This window comes from Pyrobaculum organotrophum (assembly GCF_055384425.1).
The window spans coordinates 681,406-706,127 of the sequence record NZ_AP042430.1 but is presented as its reverse complement, the minus strand read 5'-3'; the positions used below and the strand labels follow the sequence as shown (position 1 = coordinate 706,127).

23 protein-coding genes and 2 pseudogenes are annotated in these 24,722 nt (G+C 48.4%); 12 read left to right on the top strand and 13 right to left on the bottom strand.

Annotation, left to right across the window (positions count from 1 at the left end; genetic code table 11):
- Positions 1 to 2: 2 nt before the first annotated feature.
- Positions 3 to 152, bottom strand: a complete 150-nt coding sequence (locus tag ACZ49R_RS04200) for a hypothetical protein (protein WP_011762799.1) — start codon at positions 150 to 152, stop codon at positions 3 to 5.
- Between the two features lie 22 nt (positions 153 to 174).
- Positions 175 to 774 carry a V-type ATP synthase subunit D gene (locus tag ACZ49R_RS04195; protein ID WP_464733866.1) on the bottom strand — a complete coding sequence of 200 codons (600 nt, stop codon included), beginning with the start codon at positions 772 to 774 and terminating at the stop codon, positions 175 to 177.
- A gap of 46 nt (positions 775 to 820) precedes the next feature.
- Between ACZ49R_RS04195 and ACZ49R_RS04190 the strand changes: the two genes are divergently transcribed.
- Positions 821 to 1,591: a GTPase gene (locus ACZ49R_RS04190; RefSeq protein WP_464733865.1), complete on the top strand. Its 771-nt coding sequence runs from the start codon at positions 821 to 823 to the stop codon at positions 1,589 to 1,591.
- Positions 1,592 to 1,675: 84 nt separating this feature from the next.
- Entirely contained in the window at positions 1,676 to 2,149 is a 474-nt protein-coding gene (locus ACZ49R_RS04185) for a hypothetical protein (RefSeq protein ID WP_464733864.1), read from the top strand.
- Positions 2,150 to 2,250: 101 nt separating this feature from the next.
- Here ACZ49R_RS04185 and ACZ49R_RS04180 read toward each other — a convergent pair whose 3' ends face one another.
- Positions 2,251 to 2,805, bottom strand: coding sequence for an NERD domain-containing protein (locus tag ACZ49R_RS04180; RefSeq protein ID WP_464733863.1), 555 nt, complete (start codon positions 2,803 to 2,805; stop codon positions 2,251 to 2,253).
- 765 nt (positions 2,806 to 3,570) lie between these two features.
- Here ACZ49R_RS04180 and ACZ49R_RS04175 point away from each other — a divergent pair.
- Positions 3,571 to 4,206: pseudogene (locus ACZ49R_RS04175) on the top strand (transposase family protein); the annotation flags it as partial.
- A gap of 194 nt (positions 4,207 to 4,400) precedes the next feature.
- On the opposite strand, the gene ACZ49R_RS04170 reads toward ACZ49R_RS04175, so the two are convergent.
- Positions 4,401 to 4,628: a hypothetical protein gene (locus tag ACZ49R_RS04170; RefSeq protein ID WP_053240339.1), complete on the bottom strand. Its 228-nt coding sequence runs from the start codon at positions 4,626 to 4,628 to the stop codon at positions 4,401 to 4,403.
- Between the two features lie 45 nt (positions 4,629 to 4,673).
- Between ACZ49R_RS04170 and ACZ49R_RS04165 the strand changes: the two genes are divergently transcribed.
- Positions 4,674 to 5,339, top strand: coding sequence for a TIGR00296 family protein (locus ACZ49R_RS04165; RefSeq protein ID WP_464733862.1), 666 nt, complete (start codon positions 4,674 to 4,676; stop codon positions 5,337 to 5,339).
- On the opposite strand, the gene ACZ49R_RS04160 is transcribed toward ACZ49R_RS04165, so the two are convergent.
- The gene (locus ACZ49R_RS04160; protein ID WP_464733861.1) at positions 5,299 to 5,763 is read right to left on the bottom strand and encodes a hypothetical protein; all 465 of its coding nucleotides are present in this window, start codon (positions 5,761 to 5,763) and stop codon (positions 5,299 to 5,301) included. The genes ACZ49R_RS04165 and ACZ49R_RS04160 overlap by 41 nt on opposite strands.
- A 63-nt stretch (positions 5,764 to 5,826) precedes the next feature.
- Between ACZ49R_RS04160 and ACZ49R_RS04155 the strand changes: the two are divergent.
- Positions 5,827 to 6,284 (top strand): annotated as a pseudogene (locus tag ACZ49R_RS04155) (transposase family protein); the annotation flags it as partial.
- A gap of 95 nt (positions 6,285 to 6,379) precedes the next feature.
- On the opposite strand, the gene ACZ49R_RS04150 reads toward ACZ49R_RS04155, so the two are convergent.
- Positions 6,380 to 7,111, bottom strand: coding sequence for a TrmB family transcriptional regulator (locus ACZ49R_RS04150; RefSeq protein ID WP_464733860.1), 732 nt, complete (start codon positions 7,109 to 7,111; stop codon positions 6,380 to 6,382).
- 77 nt (positions 7,112 to 7,188) lie between these two features.
- Here ACZ49R_RS04150 and tes point away from each other — a divergent pair, with 77 nt between their 5' ends.
- Positions 7,189 to 8,910: a tetraether lipid synthase Tes gene (tes, locus tag ACZ49R_RS04145; RefSeq protein WP_464733859.1), complete on the top strand. Its 1,722-nt coding sequence runs from the start codon at positions 7,189 to 7,191 to the stop codon at positions 8,908 to 8,910.
- Positions 8,911 to 9,159: 249 nt separating this feature from the next.
- On the opposite strand, the gene ACZ49R_RS04140 is transcribed toward tes, so the two are convergent.
- Genes ACZ49R_RS04140 through ACZ49R_RS04130 form a run of 3 tightly spaced genes read right to left on the bottom strand, consistent with a single transcriptional unit; the run spans position 9,160 to position 12,898 of the window.
- A complete protein-coding gene (locus ACZ49R_RS04140) occupies positions 9,160 to 11,010 on the bottom strand; it encodes a hypothetical protein (protein WP_464733858.1) in 1,851 nt (616 codons plus the stop codon).
- Complete coding sequence (locus ACZ49R_RS04135; protein ID WP_464733857.1) at positions 11,007 to 11,771, bottom strand: ABC transporter ATP-binding protein; 765 nt, start codon at positions 11,769 to 11,771, stop codon at positions 11,007 to 11,009. Before ACZ49R_RS04135 ends, ACZ49R_RS04140 begins: the two co-directional genes overlap by 4 nt.
- Positions 11,762 to 12,898, bottom strand: a complete 1,137-nt coding sequence (locus ACZ49R_RS04130) for an ABC transporter permease (RefSeq protein WP_464733856.1) — start codon at positions 12,896 to 12,898, stop codon at positions 11,762 to 11,764. Before ACZ49R_RS04130 ends, ACZ49R_RS04135 begins: the two co-directional genes overlap by 10 nt.
- A 53-nt stretch (positions 12,899 to 12,951) precedes the next feature.
- Between ACZ49R_RS04130 and ACZ49R_RS04125 the strand changes: the two genes are divergently transcribed.
- From ACZ49R_RS04125 to ACZ49R_RS04105, 5 genes are all read left to right on the top strand, one after another.
- The gene (locus tag ACZ49R_RS04125; protein WP_464733855.1) at positions 12,952 to 15,522 is read left to right on the top strand and encodes an MMPL family transporter; all 2,571 of its coding nucleotides are present in this window, start codon (positions 12,952 to 12,954) and stop codon (positions 15,520 to 15,522) included.
- Positions 15,523 to 15,663: 141 nt separating this feature from the next.
- Complete coding sequence (locus ACZ49R_RS04120; RefSeq protein WP_464733854.1) at positions 15,664 to 15,846, top strand: hypothetical protein; 183 nt, start codon at positions 15,664 to 15,666, stop codon at positions 15,844 to 15,846.
- A complete protein-coding gene (locus ACZ49R_RS04115; protein WP_464733853.1) occupies positions 15,843 to 16,454 on the top strand; it encodes an HAD family hydrolase in 612 nt (203 codons plus the stop codon). The genes ACZ49R_RS04120 and ACZ49R_RS04115 overlap by 4 nt, the downstream gene beginning before the upstream one ends.
- A gap of 24 nt (positions 16,455 to 16,478) precedes the next feature.
- A complete protein-coding gene (locus ACZ49R_RS04110) occupies positions 16,479 to 16,700 on the top strand; it encodes a hypothetical protein (protein WP_011762765.1) in 222 nt (73 codons plus the stop codon).
- An 84-nt stretch (positions 16,701 to 16,784) separates the two neighbouring features.
- Positions 16,785 to 17,777: a TIGR00269 family protein gene (locus tag ACZ49R_RS04105; protein WP_464733852.1), complete on the top strand. Its 993-nt coding sequence runs from the start codon at positions 16,785 to 16,787 to the stop codon at positions 17,775 to 17,777.
- Here ACZ49R_RS04105 and ACZ49R_RS04100 read toward each other — a convergent pair.
- On the bottom strand, positions 17,760 to 18,416 hold the full coding sequence (locus ACZ49R_RS04100; RefSeq protein WP_464733851.1) for an ACT domain-containing protein: 657 nt from the start codon (positions 18,414 to 18,416) through the stop codon (positions 17,760 to 17,762). The two genes, ACZ49R_RS04105 and ACZ49R_RS04100, sit on opposite strands and share 18 nt — an antisense overlap.
- 72 nt (positions 18,417 to 18,488) lie before the next feature.
- On the opposite strand from ACZ49R_RS04100, the gene ACZ49R_RS04095 reads away from it, so the two are divergent.
- Positions 18,489 to 20,888 (top strand): valine--tRNA ligase, encoded by a 2,400-nt coding sequence (locus ACZ49R_RS04095; RefSeq protein WP_464733850.1) that lies wholly within the window; start codon positions 18,489 to 18,491, stop codon positions 20,886 to 20,888.
- Here the strand turns inward: ACZ49R_RS04095 and ACZ49R_RS04090 are convergent.
- Genes ACZ49R_RS04090 through ACZ49R_RS04080 form a run of 3 tightly spaced genes read right to left on the bottom strand, consistent with a single transcriptional unit; the run spans position 20,880 to position 24,684 of the window.
- Positions 20,880 to 23,114, bottom strand: a complete 2,235-nt coding sequence (locus tag ACZ49R_RS04090) for a DEAD/DEAH box helicase (RefSeq protein WP_464733849.1) — start codon at positions 23,112 to 23,114, stop codon at positions 20,880 to 20,882. The two genes, ACZ49R_RS04095 and ACZ49R_RS04090, sit on opposite strands and share 9 nt — an antisense overlap.
- Positions 23,111 to 24,193 carry an MFS transporter gene (locus ACZ49R_RS04085; RefSeq protein WP_464733848.1) on the bottom strand — a complete coding sequence of 361 codons (1,083 nt, stop codon included), beginning with the start codon at positions 24,191 to 24,193 and terminating at the stop codon, positions 23,111 to 23,113. Before ACZ49R_RS04085 ends, ACZ49R_RS04090 begins: the two co-directional genes overlap by 4 nt.
- Positions 24,190 to 24,684 carry an adenosine-specific kinase gene (locus ACZ49R_RS04080; RefSeq protein WP_011762771.1) on the bottom strand — a complete coding sequence of 165 codons (495 nt, stop codon included), beginning with the start codon at positions 24,682 to 24,684 and terminating at the stop codon, positions 24,190 to 24,192. The genes ACZ49R_RS04085 and ACZ49R_RS04080 overlap by 4 nt, the downstream gene beginning before the upstream one ends.
- Positions 24,685 to 24,722: the final 38 nt, after the last annotated feature.

Sequence of the window (24,722 nt, the reverse complement as noted above, 5' to 3'; positions counted from 1 at the left end):
TTTTAGGTTTTTAAATATTGACGGAGCTCCTCTATTTTCTTATCAATAAGAGATGTGACTTCTCTAATTTCTTCTTTTATATTTGCCATGGCTTTTTCAATTTCTTTGTCGACAAGCTCTTTGATAACTACATTGAGATCTTTCATAGACATGCTAGTGTCTGAAGCACCAACCTTATATACGTGACGCTATTATCTTTCTCCTTATAAACTCCTCTCTCTCACCCTCTTCTAGCGCAAGTCTAATGTACTGCATATTCTCTCTTATGCGGGGGATTATTACGTAGTCTATGCTATTTATCATCCTCTGATACTCACGTACTCTGTTTAAAAGCGTATAGAACAGAGTTTCTTTTTCAGCAAATTCCACAAGTTTCTTTAAAAGCTCTCTTGTCTTCACTAGAGCGATATCGAGCTCAGCCGCCTCTGTCACAATGCTATAAGTCGGATACATCACGTAGTCTCTCACCTCAAGGCCCATGTGTGTACCTCTATTTACAAGCTCCACCTTTACAGTCTTGGGGGTTAAATCTGCTATACTCTCTATTCTATCTATGCCTGTCTTAGCTACCGCAGTCTTGAAGTTTGTTGATATCTCTACAAAGTCGTCCGCAATTTCACGACGTAACTTTTCCAAGTCTGTAATTAACGCCCTTATTCTCTGGATTGTAGAATTTCGAGCATCTTCTAAAGTCTTCCTTATCCTTTGAAATAACGTAAGTTGTCTTCTTAATTTAATAAGTTCTAGTCTTGAAGGTGGCGGCTTAAATGACACATTGCGACAATAGCTACATTTTTTAAATGTTGTCTAAGAATCTGACGTGAAAGAGACTTGGCGGCTAGTAAGAAGAGTTATAGAAGATGGCGATGTAGTACTTGAAGTTGTTGACGCAAGAGATCCAGGGGCTACCAGAGTAGAAGACGTTGAAAAGCTGGCAGATAAATTAGGCAAGAGGTTGCTAATAGTTTTAAACAAGGCGGATCTTGTAGAACGAGACGTGTTAGAGAAGTGGAGGTCCTATTTTAAAAGCCTAGGCAGAGCCGTAGTTTATATAAGTGCCAAATATAGACTTGGCACGCGAAAGCTGATAGTAGCTATTAGATCGCTAGCTCCGCGCATACCTGTCACAGTCGTTGTCGTGGGCTATCCAAATGTCGGTAAGTCGACAATAATTAACTACCTAAAGGGGCGCTACGTCGCCCCAACGAGTCCCAAGCCAGGGTGGACTAGGGGAGAACAACTAGTGAGAGCTAAAAGCTGGCTTTTGGTGTTAGATACGCCAGGCGTTGTAAAAACGATGTCGACAGGCGACTTAGCTTTAGATGTTATCAAAGGCTTGGTAGATCCAGGCACTATAGACGACCCAGTACCCTACGCGTATGCACTACTTAGACGCGTATTGTCCTATAACCCAAAAGCCCTTGTGGAAGCCTACGGCATCGACTGTGATTTAGAAAACGCACTTGAGGAGATAGGAAGAGTTAAAAAAAGACTTCTAAAAGGCGGAAAGGTAAACATCGATGAAGCAGCGCGTATAGTGCTTAAAGATTGGATAGTCGGCAAACTGAGATATTCAACAATGCCGCCGTAGCTAGATAATATAAGCGTTTAGAACCGAGAAATTTACAAAATGTCGCCAATGAAAAACTTCAAATAGGGAGAAGAGGGGGTGTTTGTGTTATTGACATCTATGGCGGCTGTACTAACTGTAGTAATACTTGCGATAGGCCCTTTTGCAAAACCTATTTACGCGACTATCCCCGTAGATATTGGAAACTTTGAAATAGTTGTAGGTGGAGAAGTTGAAAGATTTCTAAACATCCCCTGGGCGCTCTCCGCTATTTTGTCGATTGCAATATTAGCAACCTCCGCATATCTGGAGTTTTTTGTAAAAATGCGTATTGGACAACTTCCCAAGATTATGGCGCTTCTTGCACTAATTTATGCCATGCCTCTACCATATATATACATAGTTAAGTTTAATGACATAGTCGTGGTGCTGAGTAATTACGCAAAGAGCGTGTCTCTCTCTATTTTTGGACTCGCGATTTTAATAGCTGTTACTGAAAAATTCCTAGTCCCACAAAAGAGGGCTAGAGTTGTCGCAGATCTTTCCATCACCGAAGAGAAGACAGAAAAGGGGTTGTGATCTACTGCTTCTTCTGCACACGCAGACTTGAAACATATAACATAGTGAAGATAAAATCCGAGCTTTCTATCGCCATATATACATATGCATGCGACGAGTGTCTATTTAAGTATAATGACGTAATTCTTGAAGTCGTGAAAAGAGGCGAGAAAGTTCCCAATTTTTCTAATAGATACCACAGGGACTCCGCCGGAAATAAAATTAACATCAGTAGAGGAGATTACAAGCGGCACAACAAAGGGAGCAAAAACAAGTAGTTTAGAAATACACATTTTAACTTTCTTTAGGTGTTTACACGCGATCTCTTCCCACTTGCCGCCCCCGCCTTTCCACTTCTTAGCCTCTACAACAAACGCCACATCTCGGCTCCATGCAACGACGTCAAACTCAGCGCTTCTTCCACAATTTAGTCTAACATTTAACACCACGTTGTAACCAAACTCCGAGAAGACGTAGCGTATAAACTCCTCGAACTCCCTCCAGTCTAGGTACTTGACGTAACTAGATACGTCTATGCCATACTTAAGGGCTTTGTAAAGGACGTACCCCCTTGTGGCTGGCTCCTGCCTATTTAAAAGGCCGAACTCTCTCAGAGCATCTAACGCAGATCTGTCGCCGGCCAGATACCTCTTCACTGCAACCTCTATGCCTTCCACATTTTAAAACGCCGTATCATAATAAATATGTGATGACGCTATACCTGTTGATAGATGATCGGGGTCCAAAGCGCTGAATTTCCAACTCTTCACCTTTTAATAACCACAGAGAGATAAACCATCTCGTTCCCCTATCTTTTTCTTGGCCTTTCTCTGGGGGGCTTGGGGGTCTGTTTTGGGTGTGTCGGGGTGGGGGGTTGTTTCTAGCCCCCAGTACCTCTTCTCTGCCATGTCATGGGGGCGTTGTCTCTATGAGCCGCAGGTGGGGCAATACATTACGCGACCCCTCTCCCATCTTAGCGCCACAACGGGGGCAGGCGGTTGAATACAGCCGCTCCTCTACATAGGGCAAGCCGTACCACTGTGCGAGCGTTTATAACCTCCTTTTTCCTGTCAATTCTCTCGTCTCTCTTGTCTTTTAGCGCCGCAAGGCGGCGTTGGGAGGTATGTTGTTGACCTTCGCAGCCACAGGAGCAATCGTTGTCATAAGCAACATATTGATACTCGCCGGCGTCATACGCCGCCGTTGCCACCCCAAGTCTTGTTCATACCGGCGATACTCATCGCCGTGTCGACGGCACTCGCGGTAAGACCGCCATAGAACAAACCCGTTTTTAACCCACCCAAGCTTCTAAACAACGCGGTCACACACCTTGACCAACGCCTCGCCTGCCTGACGGCGTGCCGTTAGGCAGGTGTGTCGAGGGAGTAGAAAGTCGAAATACGTCTTCTAGTTTCTCTCTCCCTCGCCGCATGTGCTCATAGTTGCTCATGGAGTTGACAGGAAAGGAGGGTCCGAAGCTCACATCGGAGGAGCTAGACCGCTTGCTTACTCCCGATAAGCGCGAGTTAGCCGTCAGGATCATTGATGAGGTGTTCCCAAAGTACGGTCTTAAGAAGTATTTCGTGGATAAAGCTAAGTTCTTCTGACATGACGTGGTATTCTACAGGTCGGTTCCACTCGACGTCCAACTGAGAGTGGAAAACAAGAGAGATGTGGACAGGGCCGTCTTTGTTGACCTAAGGAGTGGCGTCAAAGACGTCGCGGGCAAGATAATTGTACTCGCCAGGGCATACAACGCCGGTCGTGGTAGACACAATGGGAGATACAAGTTACCGAGAGCTCAAGGCGGGAGTGGAGTACTGAGGAGAAGGTTGAAGGAGTTGGCGCAGTGGTACGGCGTGCCGTATCTAGAGGAGCGGCTGTATTCAACAGTCTGTCCAAAGCGCGACGCAAAGGTGGTAGAGGAGAGGGGTCGCGTAATGCGTTGCCCCACCTGCGGCTTCTCGAACTATAGGGATCGGATCCCCCTGTTGCGGACAAAGAGGAGGTGCCGGGAACTCCTCCGAGAGACAAAACAACCAGCTTTTTCCCCGTCCAGACAATCATCTTACTTTTAAACTCGTAAAACATTCCTTTCCATGTACCAACCGGCCCTGGGGACCCGGCCGGCTGTTGAAGTCCGCCAAGCCCATCCGCCCGGACACGGCCAGACCCCCACGTCCCGGATTGCCCAGCGCGACTCGGGTGCGTGCCCCGAACTCCCCCGGGGGAGGGCCGACGCCATAAAAGGAGAGCCTAACAGACAATACGTCTATGAAAGCGATTTTACAGTTTTGGCAACATAGTTGTCGCACTGCTTCTTAAATGTACAAAAATTGCACGCAAGGGGGTTCTCGCCTCTTAACCTACGCTCGACAACTCTACATAAGTTCTTTATATAGTACTGCGGAAAACAGTCCTTACATACAAATATGTTTTCACGTATGTACGCGACGTTCTTAAAATTGACCTCTCTCCCACATACTGCACAATAGGGCACAGATAGTCGTAAATAACGCATTAATAAACATGTACCAAAATCTTCGTGTTTCGCCCATACACAGTAGAAGAGGGGGCCTATCTAGTCAAACTCGCAAGATCAACTGTAGAAACATTTCTCAAAACGGGCAAGATAATAATCCCAGAGAGCCCGCCACAAAGACTTCTTATAGATAACTATGGGGTATTTACAACAATAGAAACGGTCTCGGGCGATAGATATGAGCTACGCGGATGTATAGGATATCCAGAGGGATATAAAAATACACTATATGCAACTATCTACAGCGCCATAGGCGCGTGTTGTCAAGATCCACGCTTCCCAGCCCTACGCATAGACGAACTCCCCCATGTAATATTTGAAGTGAGCATTTTAAGTCCATTGACTCTTCTACAAGACGACCCTAGGAAATACCCAGAGCTTATTCAAGTAGGCCGTCACGGCTTAGTTGTCAGAAGAGGCCCCTATGCTGGTTTATTACTACCTCAAGTAGCTGTAGAAGAGTGTTGGGACGCAGAAGAGTTTTTATTACATGTATGTATGAAGGCGTGGTTGCCTGGCGATTGTTGGCTAGACCGTAGAACTAAGCTCTATATATACGAGGCGCAGATATTCCGCGAAAAAACGCCTGGCGGCGAAATATACGAGCGTAACCTCGTCGCCGAAACTGCTAAATGTAGTCCAAAAACTCGTAGAGAAAACGAACAGTAAGATAATCCAAGTACTGATTGCCCACTGCCACAAGTTTTTTCTCGTCTCTCTTTATGACATATACATAGAAATCTCCTATCTTAGCCTGTAGAAAATCTGTCTCTAACTCCTCGAGCCTATCAACCTCCGGAGGCCTTCCGCCTAGCTCTTTCTCGCCGAGCTTAATATACGTAAATCCCAACAGGTCTTTTAACTCCTCAAGAGAAGACGGGATATAGCCAACTTTCCCATATGGCGGGATTATCTTCTCCAACCTCTCCCTAATCTCGCCTATTTGTTTAATAATTTCTTGTTCGCCGGGGGTATATCTGGCAACAACATCTTGAGGTGGAGGTGGCTGTCTACGCGATATAAACAACACAATTAAGACGAGAGCAACTACGGCAATAACCAACAAGGACAACTCCAGCACTTGGAGATACATGAGATGTAGTACAAGTAACATTATATAATAGTTACAGCTAAATATCGTTATATAATTACAGACGCACGTGCGGACGAGGACAGGGATCGCGCAAGGCCCTCGACCTCCAGAGATAACTGTGGAAGCTTAAGACGAAGCGCTACGGCGTAATCCGCGAGGTCGTAGTAGACGCGACGCGTGAAGTCATAAAGCTGGCAAGAGAGCGCCAAGCCGCCGTCGTAGTTGACGCAGTGGAGGACGAGACGTACCGAGAGCTGAAGGAGGGGGGCGGAGAGAAGAAACACCTCTACGACGGCCTCGGCCAGCTGAAGAGGCGCAGTGGTACGGCTTGCCCTATGTAGAGGAGCGGCTGTATTCAACCGCCTGCCCCCGTTGTGGCGCTAAGATGGGAGAGGGGTCGCGTAATGTATTGCCCCACCTGCGGCTCATAGAGACAACGCCCCCATGACATGGCAGAGAAGAGGTACTGGGGGCTAGAAACAACCCCCCAGCCACCACCACCCAACCCCAACTACACATGAACAACGCCGGCCCCCGGCGGCAACCTACGGCCACATAAGACCCCCGACACACCCAAAACAAACCCCCAAGCCCCCCGGAAAGGGTCAAGAAAGAGTTAAGGGGGACGCAAACTAGAGGCCTTTTGCCATACGTGGATAAAGTAAGTACGTGCTATTTCTATCATAAAGCGGTCATTTGAATACGCACCAGATATTTCTCCGCTGTATTTAACATAAATTACGACAGCTCCCCCTATCGCGCCACCGCCGAACATCTCAGCTACTGTCTTAACTTCAACGCGTGGAGGGAGGTTAAGTCTATGTATAAGCTCTTCTGTAACAAGCATTTTTATTGGTATACGTTTTGACTCTTCTATAAGCGTATCTACTATCTGTGGCGTAATTAACTCTGGAAATGGAAATGCGAGATAAGCCACATCTTCTGAAGACTTCAAAATCTCTACTATAAGCTCGCCCACTCTATCAGAGCCGCGGACTAGAGTTAGAAAAGTTGGAGCTGTTGCATATCGGCTTTCGTAAATTGTTTGGAGATTATCAAATATAGGCTTTAAAGTTTTTAACGTTTCTGAAAGTGTATTAACAAGAGACCTATATATATCTATAGGTGGAGAAGCTTTAAATTTTACAGGACGAGATTTTTCATTTCGTGTAATAAATCCTAACTTAATAAGTTTATCAAGATATATATAAGTCTTTGTATACGGAATTTTTAAAATATCTGCAATATCTCTAGCAGTAAGCTCTCCTTTTTCTACAAGCGTTATATATATGTCTATCTCTCTCTGGCCAAGTCCTAAAAGTTTGGACACTTTCTTTAGTTGTTCCACAGAGAATAACGGGCAGTAATTAACTTTTTTTCGGTAATTTAGTTAAAATGTTTAAATCTCCATAACCCTTGGGGGCTATGACTGTACAGGCGGTGCTAGAGAAGCCTGTCAAGTTGGTAGATCTTTCAAAATACAATCTGCCCGATAGGTATAGGTCTACACTTACAAATGAGAAGTGGCAACAGACGTTAAAAAAACAGTATGGGTTGCCAGAAAGCGCAAGAGTAGTCAAAGTAACACTATCTCTATGTCCAGTATGCGGCAGGAGGATACCCGCAGTGGTATATGAAGAAAATGGAGCTATCTGGATGAGAAAAAGATGTCAAGAACACGGCGTGTTTGAAGACCTCTATTGGGGCGATGCTGAGATGTACTACTATTTCCTCCAGTGGGATAGGCCAGAGTATATAGCAAAGGGCCTAGCTAATCCATATACAGACCTAGAATTTTATAAAGAAGCTGGCGAGTGTCCAAACGGTTGCGGCCTTTGTCCAGTGCACAAGTCTAACACCGTCTTGGCGATAATAGATGTCACAAATAGATGCAATATGGCTTGTCCAATATGTTTTGCCAACGCCGGAGCTGCAGGCTACGTATATGAGCCCACGCTTGAACAAATAGAGTATATGTTGAGGACCTTAAGAGCGCAAAAGCCTTGGGCTCCAAACGCAGTACAATTATCCGGAGGAGAGCCGACGCTTAGAGACGACTTGCCCGAGATCATTAGAATTGCCAAAAGGCTAGGATTCGTACATGTAGAAGTTAATACAAATGGCATAAGACTTGCCAATGATATTGAGTATTACAAGGCGTTGTTAGACGCGGGTCTTTCGACATTATATCTACAGTTTGATACTATTGACGAAAAGAACGAAGGCGTATGGAGACATAGAATGTATCACCCCAAGGCGTATAAAATAATAAGAGAGAAGGTTATTGAAAATGCAAGAAAATTAGGCCATCGATCTATTGTACTTGTGGTTACACTAGCTAGGAACTATAACGATAAGGACCTTGGAAAGATAATAGATTTTGCAATTCAAAACAGAGATGTAGTTAGATGGATTAATATCCAACCCGTCAGTTTCGCTGGCCGTGCCAGGCTCTATAGCAAGGAGGAGCTTAGGAAGCTTCGTATTACAATACCGGACACCATCATAGAAATTGAGAAACAGACAGGCGGAGCGATAAGCAGGTGGGATTGGAGACCCACCAACTGGCCAGTAGCTGTGGCCAAGATGGTGGAGGCGCTAACAGACTCACCAAAGCCCTTGTTCTCCATGAACCCCGTATGCGGCGCCGCCACCTTCATATACTACGACGAGGACGAGAAGCGCATATACCCAATAACCAAGCTTGTAGATGTAGACGCCTTTGAGAAAGGAGCATGGGACGTCTACTACACGGCGGCGAAGGGTGGCATATATAAGCATGTTGCCAAGGTGAAGGCGCTGAAGCTCCTGAAGGCCGTGAAACATAAGAGGGTGAGGGATTTGATATACGACTTCCTGGTCAAGAAGGACTACGACTCGTTAGGCCGCTTCTTTTTCAACGTGGTGGGGATAGGCATCATGCACTTTATGGACACCATGAACTATGACATAGAGCGTGTTCAGCGTTGCGATATACACTACGCAACGCCTGACGGCCGCGTGTTCCCATTCTGTACCTACAACGTGGTGGGCCACCGCGAGAAGGTAGAAAGCTCGTTTAAGATAGACGCAAAAACCTGGACAAAGATCACGGGACTATCTCTAACTGGTTGGAGCAGACAGAAATTCATAGAGCTGAGGGCATAACTTCTCTAGCTTTCTCTACGGCGAGTTATGGTAGCCACCGTTTTATACCTAACCCTGGCCCCCCTTTTGCGGCTTCCGGCCCTCTCTGGGAGGGCTCGGGGCCCGCCCGCGGAGACGCCTTTTGGGCGACCGCGGGCGAGGGGGCTCGGGTCGCTGGGGGCTGGCTGTGCCCCCTGGTCGCCGGGCCCCCAGACCGGGGATTTCGTGTCCTGAAGCGGAGGATACATGCGCTAGGTCAAGACGGGGCGACTACCGTAGTTGTCGTAGCTTTTCCCTCCGCCGTAGGGCTAGAGACATGACGGCGGCCACCATAACTACTGCAATCAACACAAAGGCAGAATGCTGAAGCTCAGCCATAGGCTTTTGACTCGCCTGGTGACCCATGGAGGGAAGGGTAAAAGTTATGTTTTCCACGACTATGGGAAGCTGTATGTAATACTGTAGCTCGACTCTGGAAACGTTGACGACGTTGTAGTACCTCTTCAATGCCGCCGTCTGTATCTCAATGACTTTCCTCTCCCTCTCCACAGCCTCTGTGAGGTTGTAGACTGTGGATTCCACATAGCCAAGCTTGGGCAAAGCCCTCAGCTGTTCCTTCCTGTAGCTTTCTAGGGCGTAGGCGGATTCCACAAGTTGTCTTCCCAGATCCCGCAGAAGGCGAGAGGCGTTGTGGAGCGGAGCGACTAATCTGTAGACCTCGTCTGCCGTCTTGTATAGGTTGTCTGCCACTGCGAGAAGGTTCTTCGAAGCGTTGAGAAGGATCTGTGGCATGTCCCTCTTAAGCACGGTGGCATTAGCACGGGTTGAAGATGCCGTATTGTTAAGTAGCGGGGCCAGCTCTCCCAAGCTCCTTCTTATCGCGTCGAGCATAGCAATTGTAGAGTCAATTGTGGAAATAAGTGTGTCGACGGTTGATATGTAAGAGTCTACGGCTGCTCGTACCGCGACTAGTTGCGTCTCGGTTGCGTCTAGCAGAGAAATCGTGAAGTTTACCGCCTGCTTCGCCTCCCTCGTGGTGACGTTGAGCGCGTTCAATCTCCTCTTGGCCTCTTCCACGTTTTTGATCAAGGTGTCCAGTTGTTGTCGCGCGGTAACGAGGTTAGATCTGACCGTATACAGCTGACTACGGGTGTTAACAAGGCTTTTCTCCGCCTCGCCGGCAGCGGCGTTGTAAAAGCTCAACGCGGCCGACTGCGCCTCAAGGAGGTTTGCGGCCGTGATCAAAGCCGTGTATTGGTAATCGACTAGGAGGAGACTTTGGTTAAGTGTCGTGGCGACGCCGCGCGCGGCATCACTAAGGGCAAGTATCTGCCGCCTTAGGGCCTCCACGGCATAAGTGGAGACGTTGACGGCAACGGCTCCCTGTTCCATCGCGGCGCCGGTCGCGTTTAGGATCTGGACTAGACGTGTGAGGTTCTGGATCTGGCCGTAGACCACATCGGTAAATGTGGACACGGCCCTTGTGAAGTTCCTAAGCTGCGCCAAAGCTCCCTCTAGGCTCCGTCTACGTGCCTCTAGTGATTCAACAGTCTTGTCTATGTCCAACACGGTGACTACAGACACCGTGGGCATTCTAACCGCGCCGAAGCTACTGAACTGCCTTACCCTCAGCCTTATCCGAAACTCCGTGTAATTCTCCACGAGGAGACTCCAGTAGTAGACTGTGGTCCCTGACACCTGGGATATAGAGGAGGGGGGCTCGCCGTAGAGGAGAGCCACCTTGTCGTCCACGGGGATAGAAACCATCACAGGCACAGCCGCCGGCAGGAGGCTATGCATCCTCAGCGTAAGATCTATGGCAGTCCCCCTATTCCCAACCAGTGCCCCTTCTGAAAGCGTTCCGTTGACGTAACGTACGTCGATGTCGATCCTTAGGAAGGGCGGGTAGAGGTTCCCCACGGGCCGCTCCACAACCACCGCCGAGTAGGGGGGCACCACCACCCCGGAGAAGTTGAGGGGGGCCGAGCCGTTGTTTATAACCACCTCCCTGACTGCGGCCTCCGCCGATATCGCTCCCCCAGGCTTCACAGTGTATGTGACAACGAGGGTAGACGCTGCTAGTAGATACGCCAAGACAAGCGCGTAAACTAGCGCCTTCATATCCCAATCAGCTCGTCTATGTGTTTCAACTTCTCATACACTGCGGCCGCCCGCTCGACGTCTACCTTGAGCTCCCTCCTGGGAGGCTCCACGGTCTCGTAGAGCTTGCCGCCTCTTATATACACCAGCCTGGTGGCTATGCGTGCCACCTCGGGATCGTGTGTGGCTATAAATACAGTGGATTTAAACAGCTTGTTGACCACATAGATAAGGCCGAGGACTTGCGAGGCGTTGTCGGGATCCACATTGGAGGTCGGCTCGTCTAGGATGAGGATAGGCGGGTTAGCCGCCAAAGCTCTCGCCACGGCGACCCTCTGTTGCATACCGCCGGACATCTGATGGGGGTAGAGCGCGGCCGCCTTTTCAAGACCTACCAGCTCTAGAAGTAGCCGCGCCTTAAGCAAGGCGAGCTCCTTCTTAACCCCCAGCGTGACTAGAGGAAGAGCCACGTTCTGCTCCGCCGTGAGGTAGGGCACAAGGTTGTAGCTCTGGAAGAGGTAACCTATGTTACGCAGGCGGAATCTCTCCAGCTTCCTCTCCGGCATCTTCGCTACGTCAACCCCCAGCACGTACACCTCCCCGCTGGTGGGCCTATCCAGCGTGGCGATTATGTTCAACAGCGTCGTTTTGCCAGACCCCGAAGGCCCCATTAGGACAACCGCCTCGCCTTGAGTAACACTAAGCGAAACGCCGTCTAACGCCACCGTCTTAACGCTGCCGTTGCCGTATATCTTAGTTACGTTTTTCAACTCTACCGCCATAGTTGCATGATTTCAAGCGGCCTTAACTTGGCCACCTTGTAGAGGGGGGCAACAGCACCAAGCAGAGCCACAGCCAGAGAAGTAGCCATACCCAGAAGAACGTACTGCGGCCTGAAGGCTATAGACACGTTGAAATTAACCCCCATGCCCACCAGCGCCTCCTTAACTGCGTTTGCCCCAAAGTAGCCCGCCAGAACTCCCACGGCCCCCGCCACCGCGGCTATTATGAAAACCTCTATGAGAACAGAGAGCGTAAGATCGCGGGACGGAACTCCCATGGCCTTGATGAGACCGAACTCCCTCAGACGCTCCCTGACAGTTATAGACATGACGGCGAAGGTGGTTATGGCGGCGGTTGCCAGCGCCGCGCCGCTTATGGCAGAGAAGACGAAGTCCAAGGCGTTGAAGACCTGGGTGACGGTCTGGAGCAGGTTTTCCTGTGTGTAGACCTGGGCGTCTCCGTACGTCTCCTTAAGCGCTTGGTAGAGGGGGGCCACGTAGGATTTATCCCTCGCGGTGATCAACACCGCGTTGACGAAGGGCCCAGTGTCCAGTCTGTTTTGTAGCCAGTCGAGGGGCACCACCACAAGGTTTAGCCTAAAAGCCCCTATAAACCCCCGTAGGAAGCTCCTCATCACCCCCACGACCTTCACCCTAATGGTCTTCTCGCCGCCGGACACTCCGTAGATCTTTATTTCCATATCGTCGCCCGGCTTAACGCCCAGAGACTCCTCAACGACAGCCTCTCCGTCTGACGCAGGTAGTCGCCCCGCGGCGAGGTCGACAGCGAAGTAGTCCACGTCCCTAAGAGGTATCCCAACTATGGAGACAACCTTCCCCCGGTAGACGCCCGTCGTTATTATTATGCCCTCAGCCGTCTGAACGAGGGGATACCCCCTTAGGTAGTCTACGAGACGTATGGGGATGTTTATAGACTCCGAATACAGCATGATGTCAGCTGGGTACAGCCTCAGGAGGGTCTGTTGTACATACTCTCTTGTGGCGTCGCTCACGGCCGTCAGGGCGACTAGGAGGGCGACGCCAACCCCTATGGCCAAGGCCGTGAGTATGTAGCGGACGGCCCGCGCTTTGAAGTCGCCCATGGCAATCATGAAGATGTGTTCCACAGCCAATACCCGCTGTTGATATATAATTTTAAATAGGTAAAGTGCCTACCTGCGTGAACAAGACGGTTGCAGCCGCGCTTGTCCTCCTGGCAGTTTACATATACCTGGCTAGCCATGCGTCACGGGTCTTTGACATATTGATCTACGACGAGTCTAAGCTCATGCCGCCGGACATCGAGCCGAAGAAGGTTGAGTCGATAATAGGGGCTGGGGACAGGGGCAAGGCTGTGCCTGTAGTGATCTGGGGGCCTCACATCGAGGAGAAAGCAAGAAACCTAACGCGGCTTTACCCAAACGCCATAACCGCGTGGACAATCTTAGACGCTGCGATGAAGATCTACAGAGAGAGGATAGACGCAGCTGTAGACAACGCTACCATGCGCTTCAGAGAGGCCGCCCTCCTCATATCCAACTCGACGAGGGATATGTGTAATAAGCTTGAGAGTCTAGAGAGAGTCTACGTAGAGACCAAAGAGGCGGCAAGACGCCTTATCCTCGCCACATACGGCGTTGCGGCCTCGGGGAGGGCGTTTGACAACAAGACGAAGAAATTCCTAGAGACATATGCGAGATACGCGGCGATCTACGATGTGGATACCGCCGTCAGAAGGGCGGCTGATGAAGCATATGGCAATGTCTCGATGTACCTAACCAACGTGACCTGGAAGACCTGGGCGAGCGAGAGGGCGGTGGAAAACGTCACATACGCCATACTCGGGAGCAAGCTGAACTCCACCGCCTTGGAGATCGCCCAAGTGGTAGCTACGGTGGGGGTGAGGCAATACGTGTACCTCTTAGTCTTGAATAAAACCCCGCCGATTCTCAGACCCTACCTGCCTCAGCTGGTGTGCGGGGGAGATGTGGAGAGGGCTGTGTCGATGTTTAGAGAGGAACTTATACGGAATTTAACCGCGCATTTCCCGCCGCCTACTATATACACAATAGAAGCGGCGGCGAAGTTAGTCTACCAAGGCAGATATGCCCTGGCGATAGTGGAGACAAACCAAACGCCTAGTGTGCCACGTGAGCTTGGGGTCCCCGTTTCCTCGGCCCTCCTCCTCAAGAGCTTTACAAACGTAGTGACCGAAGACGTATCTAAGATAGACAGAGCGACTGCTGTGTCTCTCTTCGTGGTACTCCTCTACGTCATGGGCACCCTCCTCACCCCAGCTCTGATAGTATCAGCTGTGGGGTTGACATATCTGGCGGTCCTAGGCTTCTTCTACCAGATACACGACATTCAGAAGATCTACTACATCACTGTGTATATGGCGGCACCGGTGGTCTTCGCCATAGGCGTCGACTACATGTTGTTGATGGCTAGCAGATACGCGGAGGAGCGCGCCCTGGGGAAGGAGAAGGACGAGGCTATAGCGTCAGTGAGGCGCTACGCCAACAGAGCCATAGCAGCCAGCGCCGCGGTGGTCGCCACATCTCTCGGCTCCTTCGCCCTATCCCGCATGCCCTTTATGCAGACGATAGGAATAGGCTATCTCATAACTACCGCCTTCGTCGTAGCGACCGTGTTTCTGATCTTCCCAGCCCTCCTCTACCTCCTCGGAGATAGGATATTCTGGCCTAAAAAGACCGTCTCCCACGTCGGCAGATCGCGGATAATGGAGAAGGCCGTGGTAGCGGCCCTTAGAAGGCCCTTCCTCGTGGTGGCTCTTGCGGCGTTTGCCACCGCCCTCTCCGCCCTCTACTTGGCAACCAGCCTGAAAATAACGACAAACCCTGTCGTGGCGATGCCAGAGACAGAGTACAAAAGAGCGCTTGAGATAGCCACTACCTACTTCCCCAACGTCACAGCGATATCTACGACGTACATAGCAATGAAGGGTCCCCCACCGCCGGGCCTACTACAGGAGGTGGAGAAGCTACCTCACTACGTTAACTACACGGTCGAGAAAAGGGGGGAGTGGTACATCGTATCGATAAAGCTGTCTGTGGAAGACACGTCGGATGCCCTCCTGGAGATATACCATAGGCTTGACGAGCTTAGACAGAGGTACGGCCCCTACCTGATTGGAGGGTCGGCCTCCTGGAAAAATGTGATCTTTAGTGAGATATACGTTAGGTTCTGGAGCTTTCAGGTCTACGTGGTCGTGGTAGCCGCCTTCATGGTACTGGCGTTCCTTCTCAGGAGCTTTATAATACCGCTACGTCTAATTGCCACAGTCTTGATGTCTATCGCATGGAGCCTAGCCGCAGAGGTCGCGCTATTTCAAGATCTAATGGCACAGCCAACTTACTGGCTGGTCCCCATAATACTCTTCTCCTTCCTAATGGCGGTGGGGACAGACTACGACATCTTCATAGTCACGAGGATAAGAGAGGAGCTAGAGCAAGGCTACGACGAGAGAGAGGCCATACGGAGGGCCGTAGTCACGACGGGCCCCATTATCACCGGCGCTGCGATAATACTCGCCACAGCCTTCTCAACCCTAGCTCTCTCACAGATCCTGCTACTGAAGCAAGTGGGCTTCACCATAGCGCTGGCGGCCCTGATAGACGCCTTTGTCGTCAGACCCTTCGTGGTGCCGGCGTTGATGGTGTTAGCAGGCAGATACAACTGGCTCTGGATCGGTGGATACAGCGTGGTATATCACCGCGTTGAACCGTAATTATAGTCCTATGATCTATCCCATCGTAAATAGTGCACACGCAGTTAGACTTATGTATTCTCTTCTACATACCCCATGGCGATTAAACGACAGCAATACGTTATAAGGGAAAGTATAAGAATTTCAATTTATGCGACACACGTGGAGACTCTGCATAAGATATTGATACGGTTGGGAAGAGAGGCGGATTTGGAAACTATAATAGACGAGGCTTTAAAAATCGGCATTCCGCCGCCTATTGCAAGTAGATATTTAATGCGTCTCATAGAAAGAGGTAGGGTGAAGATAGTCTGTGGCCCCTCGCTTCAGTACCGCGCTGTATGAATTACATACTCAGCTTCTGGGGTCTTCTAGTCGATAAGTTAGACTTTTGGGAGATATGGCGTAGCGTATTAGGCCGTAGCGATTTTGTAAACGAGATATCTCATTTTGTAAATGAAGTGAATATGGCCGGTTTTGAAATCCCCCTAAAGGCAGTCGCCCGTATATTTGCGTCTAAAACTGGCAAGAATCCAACAGAATTAATAAGGAGGTTTATAGAAAAGACAATGTCGCAATTGACGCCGAAGCCTTGTGTTATTGATTTCCTTAAATCGATAAAGGGAGATGGCAAAGTCGCTATTTTGTCAAATACCCCGTGTAGATGTTTTATAGAGCTGTTTCTCTCAAAATGGAGTGTAGAGGCGGATTTAGTTATTACGTCAGACATAATATTGAGAAGAAAACCGTCAAGAGCCGTCTTTAAATACGCCCTGCGTAGGTTAGGCACAGAGCCTCATGAAGTTATATATATAGGCGATAGCGAAGAAGATCTAGGTGCAATGGGAGTAGGGCTTTTTACAATAATTGTAGGATCATACGGAGGGCATGTCAACTTCCCCTCTTTATGCGAATTACAAAATTGGCTTATCGAAAATTTAGGCAAAAATTAATATACACATAGCGTGATATTATAGGTGATCACATGTCCACGTTGTGGTTTACCCGAGTGGGAGGCTTTACCAGCACCATATACATACCGTCATAAAGGGCCGGAAAACACTGTAATGATAGCTAGATGTAAAAACTGTGGACTAGTCTTCTATATATTTAGAACCCCTTTAGATACTTTCACTCTAGAGATCGAAAAAGCAGAACGAAAACATGGGACAATACCACATATAAACCTAGAGAAATAGCGGTGAAGATCTGCCTGATCTATCGGAAGAACCGGCACCACGCGGAGAGGTCTTCGCAACCAACCTTTCTAAGCGGTATATAATATGACGATTTGTCAACGCTGCGGTAAAAGACCGGCGCAGTACCTACGTGTAGTAAGCGGCGAAAGACTTTGTCTCCGTTGTCTTTTTAATTCCGTGGAGGATAAAGTGCTTAAGACAATTAGAAGATACAGACTCATTAAACCGGGCGACTATGTAGCGGTGGCAATATCCGGCGGCAAAGACAGCTTAGTTCTCCTCTACATACTTGGTAAATTTCTACAGCGCAACTTATTGAAAGATGTAAAAATAGAAGCCTTTACGATTAATGAGGGACATCCGTATAGCTGTTTCTATAGAATGTCAAAGCGTGAATATGTAAAAGAGCTAGCTTCAAAATTCGGCATAGAATATAACGTCTACCACTTCAAGGATATATTTGGAGTGACCGCAATAGAGCTTGCGGAAAGCTTGTCTAAAAGAGGCCACGAAGTCCACATGTGTACTATTGATGGAGTTTTGAGACGTCGTGCAATGAATATAATTGGAAGGAGGAGAGGGTGGACAAAAATAGCAACAGCACATAACCTTGACGATGAGGCGCAGACTGTGCTTATGAATGTCCTAATGGGAAACCTTTCCCGCCTTAGTTGGTATGGGCTATACGAAGATGCCGAAGAAAAAGACCTTATACCAAGGATAAAGCCTCTTAAATACATAAGAGAGGAGGAGATAGCCATATATGCATACTACCACGGCATCCCGCTCATGGAACTCGAGTGTCCATATGTTGTAACTAACCCTAGGTACAACCTAAAATTTACACTAGCTACACTAGAAAAAGAGATGCCATCGGTTAAATATAACCTTGTGTCATTTGGCGAAAAACTTTCGGCTATTCTACGAGCGTCGATGCAACAAGAATCTCTAAGGCGCTGTAGATACTGCGGCGCTACATCGGCGAGAGATGTGTGTAGAGTTTGTGAGCTTTTTGAAAAGGCAGGGCTTTTAGAACATTACTTAGAAAAAACCAGATCGTTAAGTCTCCAGTCTTAGGCAAGTCCCCTCATCTATGACCTTGGCCTGAACCCCTAGCTCTTTGAAAAAGGTTTCAAAATATCTCCGCGCTAACGGCTGTGCCAAGTTGCAAACTCTAGCGACAAGTCTTCCGTCTTTAATCGCGGAACTCTCTACCACGGCAAGCCCCCTTAGTTGAGCTATGTAAAGCGCTTCTTCTAAAACCACCGCGTTTATTACAGAAACAAGTTCTTTCACAGTCTTTGCATCTCTTCTGGCGATCTCTTCGGCGAGTTTTACAAGATCGCCTAGGTAGCCCACAAGTTCTTTTTCAACAGCTAGGCTGGGCTTGCCGTTAATTACATGTGTAATCCACCTTGGGACAAAAACTGGCGCTGTAGCAACTCTGTGTTTAACCCTTTTGACAAAGGCAAACATTTGCAACTGTTTTAAAATCTCTTGTAACTGATCCTCAGAAATCATGGTTAGATCCGTTATAAAGTGGAGATGCTGACGTAGTCCATCTATGGCTATATTTATTATATTGACGTCGTGTTCTGCAAAGATATTAGAAAGAGTGGCCAGGATACCTGGCTGGTCAAAATTTAACTCCACGAGAAACTCCCCCAACCTATTGCCTGCGCCATTGACAATTAGGTAGATCTCACGGTTAAGCATTATGCGCAACTTAAAGAATATTTAAAATGTTTGTCCCTAACTCAACTTAAAAACTCTTTGAGTTCTGCTTCTGTGGCACATAAATTACCTACTAGATGGGATATAAGGTGGGAAGAAGAGTTGCTTAAAACTTGGGAGAACGAAGGCAGATTTAAGACAAAAATCTCAGGCTCTAAGCCGATATTTGTAATAGATACGCCACCCCCTTATCTCTCTAGCAATAGGCCACACATCGGTCAAACCGCGTCTTATGCGCATTTCGACATGATAGCTCGATTTTTAAGAATGCGTGGCTTTGATGTTGTATTCCCCTTCTACCTAGACCGGAACGGACTTCCAATAGAGGTGCAGGTGGAAAAGAAATACAACATCGTAGCACACGAGATACCCCGAGAAAAATTCTTACAACTATGTAAAGAGGAGCTAGACAGATACGAGAAAGAGTTTGTAACAGCTCTAAGGAGGTGGGGTCTCTCTTTCGACTACTGGCCTCAGGGTACGGACAGCCCAGAGTATAGGCGGATGACGCAGAAGACATTCATAGAACTTTGGCACAGAGGTCTAATATACGAGGCCGAGAGACCCACGCCTTGGTGTCCTCGTTGTCGTACGGCGCTTGCAGAGCCAGAGATCGAGTATAAGGAGGAGGAGACATACCTCAACTACATAAAGTTTAAAGTCCAGGAGACAGGCGAAGACATAGTCATAGCCACGACGAGACCTGAGCTTCTGCCAGCCACAGTTGCCGTTATATTCCACCCGGAGGACGAGCGGTACAAAAAACTAGAGGGGAAACACGCGATTGTGCCGCCCGAGGGCCAGGTGGTGCCCATACTCTCACACAGAGCCGCTAACCCCAAGTTCGGCACAGGTCTCGTTATGATATCCACCTTCGGAGACACGAGAGACCTCATGATCGTTAACGAGCTTAAACTACCGACTAGGATCATAATAGACGAGGCGGGGCGTATCAAGACCGGCAGATACGCTGGTCTCACAGTTAGGGAGGCCAGGGCTAAGATCATCGAAGACCTCAAGGCGGAGGGTCTGTTAGTAAGGCAGGAAAGGCTATCTCACAACGTGCCCGTCTGCTGGCGCTGTAAAACCCCCTTAGAGATCATAGTCACTAGGGAGCTCTTTGTAAAACAGGTAGAGTTTAAAGACAAGCTTGTGGAGTTAGCACATAGGATGGAGTTCTACCCGCCCGAGTACCGCCAGGTCCTCATAGACTGGATAAGGTCGCTGGAGTTGGACTGGCCCGTGTCCAGGCGCCGCTACTACGCCACAGAGGTCCCCATATGGTGGTGTGTTAAGCCTAACGGCGACCGCGTCCCGCTTGTGCCAAAGGGAGGGGAGTACTACGTGCCGTGGAGAGATGAGCCGCCTCCCGAGGTTAAGGAGGCATGTAAAGACGGGAGACTAGAGGGCGACACGAGGGTGTTAGACACTTGGTTCGACTCATCAATCTCCTGGATGTACGCCTCGGGGGTGACCAAGGACTTCAACGTTTTCCCGAAGGTGTATCCCCACTCCATATTGAGACCCCAAGGCTACGACATAATTAGGACGTGGCTGTACTACGCCCTTCTAAGGGCCTATCTGCTGTTTGGAGATGTGCCCTTCCGATATGTGAGGATTAACGGCATGGGGCTAGACGAGAAGGGCGAGGCAATGCATAAGTCGAAGGGCAACGTCATAGACTTGTTGTTGCCCGTTGAGAAATACGGCGCCGACTCCGTGAGGTTCTGGGCTGCCGCAGCGGGGAGGCTGGGGAGTGACTACCGCTACAACGAGAACATGATTAGAGAGGGAAAGGAGTTTGTGACCAAGGTCTGGAACATATCACGGTTCGTCCTCTCCTTCCCAGAGCCTCAGTCTAAGCCGGCGTTGACACCAGTGGACAAGGCGGTGCTGGCCCGGCTGTACGGAGTTGCCAAAAGGGCGATCTCCGCGTACAACAAATTCGACGTTTACGAGCCAGCCCACACCCTCTACAACTTCATATGGCACGAGTTCGCCGACCACTACATAGAGCTGGTTAAGTCGCGTGCCTACAACCGCGATGGCTCTTACACAAGGGATGAGCAAAACGCCGCAGTGTGGACCCTATATACGGTGCTGAAGTACAGTCTGAAGCTACTGGCGCCAATCATGCCATTTGTCACAGACAAGATCTGGCGTGAGGCCTTCGGGAGATCTATACACGACGAGAGGCTGGAGGACCCGCCGGAGGAGTGGAAAGAGGGTGACGAAAAGTTGTTTGAGCTCATCAAGAAGATAAACAGCGCAGTGTGGCGCTATAAGAACAGGAGAGGCATGAGTCTCGCGGATCCGCTTGATGCGGTGCTCTACGTGCCGGACGCCGCGCTACAGGCCGCCAAGGATCTGAAACACATGCACAAGGTGAGGGAGGTGAAGGCGGGCCGCGGAGTTGAGCAGATAGACGACGAGGGCCTCGTCTGGCTAGGCTAGAGCACCCGCCTTGGGGATCTCCCTCACCGCGGGTGTCCCCGACTTGTTAAGCACCGCTTCTAGAACCTTGATGGCATTTCTCCGTGACAACATCTTATTGTTGTTTCCACAATATGGCGAATAGACACATTTAGGGCAACCGTCTACACAGTCGCAACCCTTTACTATTTTGAGCGCTATTTCGGCTACTCTTCTGAAGTTTTTCAATAGGAGACGTGTAGTGCCATTGCCGCCTATATGCGAATCGTATATTACAATTACGCCATCTGGATAACTAATGCCGCCCAGGTCGGTCTTAGAGGCGCCTATTGCGATCTCCGTCGCAGATATTAACACATGTTCTGTAGCGTGATAACCCTTAGTTCTTGCCTCCCAGTCAATTGTGTCATTTGTACTAAAGCGTATATACGGCATATAAAAAACGACACCCTTTGTCTCAAACTCATAGGAGAGCGGCTCTATGTTATACTCTCCAAGAGTCTCCTCTGTGGTAAAACGTTTGAGAGCATACCCATATACCGTTATCTTTATTCTTAGACGACCAAATTGATAAGGCACGCCCTCCGTTACCCCCTCTTCATATACCTCTATAATTTCCGGCTCCATATCTTCCAACGCCTGAGTCACTAAGTCTTCTGCATCTACAGGCTTAACTACAGCAATGCGACGTGTCAAATCAAGCAACTCGGATACATATGTCCTTCCCCCATGCATATATATAGCCTCTGGATGTAACTCATAAAGCGCTAATGGGAGCTCTCTCTCGCCTATTACGCTTCCATCTATCGTCTTTATCTTAACCACATGAGGCGACCCTCTAAGACTAAGGGATGAAAGCATCTCCCGTCCCTCTTTTGTGATTCTCAAAAAATTACCCACCCTTTTGAGTCGACCTTTTTTTAGTAGGTTTTCCGCCAGCTCTTGTTCAAATGGTGTGAGTTCCTCCATTTTCAACGGCATGTCTGTTGCAGCAGCTAATAAATGGAGCGACGCTATGTCTTCATTCTCTTTTTCAAATCCAAGTGGTTCAAGCGATCTCGAAAAAAATTCGTGTGGGTAGTTGCGATAGTATTGAGAAATAGGGTCGTTCCCCAATATTTGCACCACATAGCCAGTTTGACCCCGTCTTCCCACTCTGCCAATTCGCTGAAGATATCTATTGTAAGAAGGCGGTATTGATGCTAATATTGCCGCGTCTATATCGCCTATATCTATACCTAGTTCTAACGTCGGCGTTGAAATAACTACATTTACATCGCCTCTCTTAAACGCCTCCTCTACATTTTTTCTCTCCTCGGGCTCGAGACCTGCTCTATGAACTGCTACTTTATCTCCATAGCCCCCCATCTTTAAAGCTCTATATATAATCTCGCTATATCTATGGCTATCTGTAAAGACAATACACTTAAGCCCGTTTTCTATACATAGGGAAGAAAGGCGAGCAGCTTCAGCCCACTTAGATCTAAACTTCGGCCTTACAAGTACTTGTATTAACCGTCCCTTCCTGCCCAACGGTCCCCAAACGACGTTTATTTTATTACTATCAAAGAGGGCTTGGGCAAATTCCGCCGGGTTTCCTACAGTGGCGCTCGTCGCAATAAAAACAGGTCTTGTAAATCGCTTAAGCCGTCTCAGGAGGTAATACATATGCGAGCCAAAAACGCCGCTATAGACGTGGAAATCATCTAAGATAACGTATTTCAATCGTTTTACAAGTTCTCTAAATTTTGCCACGTGCATAAGGGCAAGGCTGACCATGTCGGGATTGCTAATTATTATATGCGGCGGCATTTCATATAGAATTCGTCTCTCTCTTTGCGGAGTGTCGCCATCATACACCATGACTCTTACTCCAAGCTTGTCTGCAAATTTTCTAAATCTGGCAAACTGATCCCGAGCCAACGCCTTAGTGGGATATAGCACAAGCGCCACCGGTCCTCCTAGCGACTCTAGAGACGCCTCAAAAAGCGGAGCTAAAAAAGCCTCGGTCTTACCCATACCTGTTCCAGCAACAATTACGGTATCTCTATTACTCCTAATGCTTTGAATAGCGTCATATTGATACCTATATAGATGGGAAATTCCAACAGCTTCAAAGACTTTTGCAACAACTGGCATAAGCACTTGGTGTACACTACAACACTTTTCAACGACCTCAGCTTCGTCTGTCTTTATATAAACAACCTCTCTACCAGAGTCGCTTAATATTTGTTCGAGAAAACTCACATCTTCCGCTTATGTAATGCATATATAAACAGAGTCCCCATGTTTGCTAAAAGAAGTAGTGGCACATAGTATAAAACGCCATAGCCAAAATGTTCTACTAGCATGCCTGCAAAAATTGGCCCAATGATCGACCCCAAATCCCAACCCATGGTATAAACAGCACTAGCAAGACCTGCGTTTCTACTACCAGCAAGGGCCAATATTTGATATGTAACAACAACGGCGCCTTGCCCCAGGCCGTATATCGCCCCGGCCACTAAGAAAAGAGGTAGATCCCTTGCCACAGCTACAAGCGCTAAACCAGCCATTGTTATGGCAGATGCAAGTCCGGCAGTGATATGATTAACAAACCCCATCCTAAGTAAAAAAGCCCGAGGTATTAGGCTAGAAATTGCTGCAGTTGAAGAAAAAAGACCCCAGTAGGTTATTGGCAACCCTTCGTCTTTTAAACGAAGTGGCGTAAAAGTAGAAATGCCCATATAGACAGTTGCATAAATTGTTAACAACGCCGTGAAGAAAAATACACGTGTCTCAGGCATAAGTATGTCCCCTCCCTTACCCCGAGTTTCTATAAATACGGCCCCGTTTATAAAAAACCAATTGATTGTATGTAAGAGTAATGCCACCGTGATGGATAGACGGCCCCCGCCAAGGTCGTATAGTATGGAACCTACAAGGGGGCCTACTACGTTTCCGATACCAACAGCTAAAGAGCGTGTTGCCATGGCTTTGGCCCCCTCTGTGACTGAAATAGCTATAGACATCGGAAGAAAAGTTCCTATTGCAAAACCGTGAAAAACTCTGCCAATTTGAACCCATAGCGGGTTGCTAAGTAGATACATAATTTGCGACATAACAGCAAAGACAACGCCTATCCTCATCACTTTTACATAACCCACTTTATCTCCTATAAAGCCGCTTAACGGCCTTACTATAACGGAGACGAAAAACGCCGTAGATATTATTGTGCCTATCGTAGATTCGCTGATCACTCCTAAGTCGCGTAAATAGGGTGGAATAGCAACTACAACTATGCCGTTAGCTATGAAAAAAAGGAGAGTTGCGAAGTTTATTCTCAAAGTTTATACTTAACTACGTCTCTTAGGAACTTTTTCCTTTCCTCTCTATCTTTCTCCGTCTCTACGCCAAGCGGCGAGTGGCCATCAACAACTCCAACTACGCCGCGTCTCTCTGGCTCTACCTCCGCAACTATCACTTTTAGCGGGTTTGCTGTGGCGGCAAAGATCCGTACTACCTCTTGCACATTTTTTATAGCATTTAGGACGTTAATGGGCCAAGCGTTGCGTAAATATATAACAAAGACGTGCCCAGCGGCTATTTTTTTACACACTTCAATCGCTAAGTTTCTGAGTTCCTCGTCGTTTGCCTCATGTCTAATAAGCCTCTTACCAGAGGCCTCGCAAAAAGCTATGGCAAATTTAGCTCCAGGTACTGACGTTACAAGTACTTCGTAGAGGTCCTCTACCGTTTTTATGAAGTGGGCCTGGCCGATAATAACATTAGCCCCCTGGGGAATAGGCACGTCAATAACATCGAATTTGACAGACATAGAGTCCCATAAAACAACTGCCTTTTATATTTACCTTA

Excerpts from the sequence above, each read along its gene's own strand:
- ACZ49R_RS04200 (WP_011762799.1), bottom strand. The coding sequence starts at position 152 with ATGTCTATGAAAGATCTCAATGTAGTTATCAAAGAGCTTGTCGACAAA.
- ACZ49R_RS04160 (WP_464733861.1), bottom strand. The coding sequence starts at position 5,763 with ATGTATCTCCAAGTGCTGGAGTTGTCCTTGTTGGTTATTGCCGTAGTT.
- tes (WP_464733859.1), top strand. The coding sequence starts at position 7,189 with ATGACTGTACAGGCGGTGCTAGAGAAGCCTGTCAAGTTGGTAGATCTT.
- ACZ49R_RS04140 (WP_464733858.1), bottom strand. The coding sequence starts at position 11,010 with ATGAAGGCGCTAGTTTACGCGCTTGTCTTGGCGTATCTACTAGCAGCG.
- ACZ49R_RS04135 (WP_464733857.1), bottom strand. The coding sequence starts at position 11,771 with ATGGCGGTAGAGTTGAAAAACGTAACTAAGATATACGGCAACGGCAGC.
- ACZ49R_RS04115 (WP_464733853.1), top strand. The coding sequence starts at position 15,843 with ATGAATTACATACTCAGCTTCTGGGGTCTTCTAGTCGATAAGTTAGAC.
- ACZ49R_RS04105 (WP_464733852.1), top strand. The coding sequence starts at position 16,785 with ATGACGATTTGTCAACGCTGCGGTAAAAGACCGGCGCAGTACCTACGT.
- ACZ49R_RS04100 (WP_464733851.1), bottom strand. The coding sequence starts at position 18,416 with ATGCTTAACCGTGAGATCTACCTAATTGTCAATGGCGCAGGCAATAGG.
- ACZ49R_RS04080 (WP_011762771.1), bottom strand. The coding sequence starts at position 24,684 with ATGTCTGTCAAATTCGATGTTATTGACGTGCCTATTCCCCAGGGGGCT.